General features: G+C 64.7%; 2 protein-coding genes and 1 pseudogene. All 3 read right to left on the bottom strand.

Translation table 11 applies throughout. From position 1 onward, the window contains the following. Positions 1-672, bottom strand: a 672-nt coding sequence (locus A2J03_RS28870) for an antibiotic biosynthesis monooxygenase (RefSeq protein WP_068381503.1), incomplete at its 3' end; no start/stop codon positions are given. Continuing rightward, complete coding sequence (locus A2J03_RS28865) at positions 672-2,069, bottom strand: amidohydrolase family protein (RefSeq protein WP_068381506.1); 1,398 nt, start codon at positions 2,067-2,069, stop codon at positions 672-674. The genes A2J03_RS28870 and A2J03_RS28865, both read right to left, overlap by 1 nt. Before the next feature lie 67 nt (positions 2,070-2,136). Further along, positions 2,137-2,297 (bottom strand): annotated as a pseudogene (locus A2J03_RS28860) (TetR/AcrR family transcriptional regulator); the annotation flags it as partial.

Genomic DNA, 2,297 nt, shown 5'->3' with positions numbered 1-2,297 from the left:
CGTCTTCCAGTCCGGCGTCACCTGCGTCTTGCCATCCTCGACGCGGACGATGGAACCGAACGGAGTGCTGTGTGTGATCACCGAGAAGTCGCCGGTGAGCTGTTTGCGAAGTTCTGGCAGCGCGGCACTGCGTGCGTCGGACTGCATCCACGCCGACAGTTGCCGGTCCGTGCGGAACCGCAGCACCGACAACCACCTCGACGCCGAATCGCCGAGCACTGCGTCGCTCGGGCGTCCTGGACCGAGGAGTACTGCGCCTTCGAATCCGGAGAATCCCGCGCTGAGATCGACAAGCTCCTGCTGACTTCGTAGGAACTCGTCCTGCCTGCCGTTCGCGACGTCGTGCGCGATGATCCCGACCCCGGTCGACGGCGCACTTCCCTCGATGACGACGAGGTCGGTGCTGATCCGGTGATGGCCGTGCGCGTCACCCTGGCGGAGCAAACGGGCGCGCTCCGGGCTGTCGAGCCAGGCATGCAGATGCTCCTCGGAGTCGAAGGAGACAGCGGCCGCCCACTCGAAGTTCGTAGCGTCGGGGTGCGAGACGAGCGCGCTGTCGAATCCGGGGGCTCGCTCGGCAGCTGCCTGTAGCTCAGCTGCCCAGGACGCGAATGCCTCTCGCGTGTCCTCGCGGTGGAAGATGCTGACGGCGGTGGCCGGCGCGGTCAGCATCAGACCGCGTCTATGCGTCGACCCTGCACGTATACCTCGGTGATCGCAGGTTCTCGCATCGCCATCAGCAGCGCGAACAACATCTGGTCTCGGGCCATGTCCGGTTCCTCCGATCGAACGCCGCGGTCGATCAAGCCACCGAGCGGTGGCCATGCAGCAGGGTCGACGACGATGAAATCGGCTTCCTTGCCGTGATCGAAGTTGCCGATGCGGTCTTCCATGTCGAGTGCGCGAGCGCCTGCCAGGGTGCCGGTGAACAGCAGTTCGGCCGGATGGATCGACACACCGTCGTCGCCCGCCTCGGAAATATGCACCTTGAAGGCGTCGCCGAGCACTCGTGTCAGGAGAAACTCGTCACCGCCGCCGTAGTCCGACCCGATGGCGATGTTCACACCGGATGCGACCGTCCTCTTCCACGGCATGGTGCCCGAGCCGAGGAACTGCTGCGACGTCGGGCAATGCGAGATCGAGGTGCCGGTCTCGGCCATGCGCGCCAATTCGACGTCCTGGCAGTGGACCGAGTGGGCAAGGATGCTGCGCTTGCCGAGGAAGCTCTTGCCGCCGACCTTCGAGCCGGGGAGGAACTTCCCGTCGTAGGTGTCGAGGTACGAATCGACCTGATAGGTCTCCTTGGTCGTCGCAACTTCGCCTGTCCCGGGGCGGTCGTTCTCGTTGAGGTGACTGTGGAAGTACACGCCGCGATCGCGGACGGAGTCGTACAGATCGCCAAGGCGCCTCAGCGTCTCCGTCGTCACCGACAGGGAAAACCGCGGTACGACGGCAACGTGCAACATCGCGGTCGCGACGTCACCGGTGTCGGCCGCATGCCACTTCTCGATCTCTTCCGACACGAGCCGAATCGCGTCTTCTTCGCTGGTGATCAGCGCCTGGGCCGAGTCGGGCCCGGTGGTCTGGACTCCACGGCCACTGACGACCCGCAATCCACGACGCTGGGTCTCCTCGAACAACGAATCCTGGGCGTGCGGGAACGCAGATCCGAACACCATCGCCTGCGTGGTTCCGGCTGCAATACGGCGATCGCAGAACGCTACTGCGGCGTCAGCAGCGAACCGAGGATCCACCAGCATCGATTCCGATGGGAAGATGCACGCGTTCAGCCACTCGAGTAGCTGACCGCCTCCATAGGCGTCGCCGGCGAACGTCTGCGGAAAATGAACGTGAGTGTCGATGAATCCGGGGAGCAGAAAGCCCGGCCGATGGTCTACGACTATGCCGCTGTCCGCGGGAACGCGGTCGAACTCGCCCACGTAGACGATCACACCGTCATCGTCGACGACGAGCGCGCCGTCCGGGATCGACACCAGGGCTTCGGCGGCCCCGTCGACTGTCGGCGACCCTGCGATGTGGAAGATGTGTCCCCGGTGTACCTGACTCACTGCTGTACCTGACTCACGATCAGAGCGAACCACGAGCGTCACGTTCGCGCTCGCCGAAGCCGTCAATTCATCCGCTGGCCGCGGCAATCTCACCCTTGTCGATCTTCAGACTCGAATCGAGCACACCCGCCCACGCCCGCACGATTTCTCCGCGCCTGCGAGAGTCGTCACTCAGCACGTCGGCCAACCCGAGGCCGCGGGCCAAGTCGAGGGTGGCCTGCACCAGCC

Origin of the sequence: Rhodococcus sp. EPR-157 (assembly GCF_001647195.1) — a bacterium.
GTDB lineage: Bacteria > Actinomycetota > Actinomycetes > Mycobacteriales > Mycobacteriaceae > Rhodococcoides.
The sequence above is the reverse complement of the archived record's forward strand: the minus strand, read 5'-3'. Positions and strand labels throughout refer to the sequence as shown.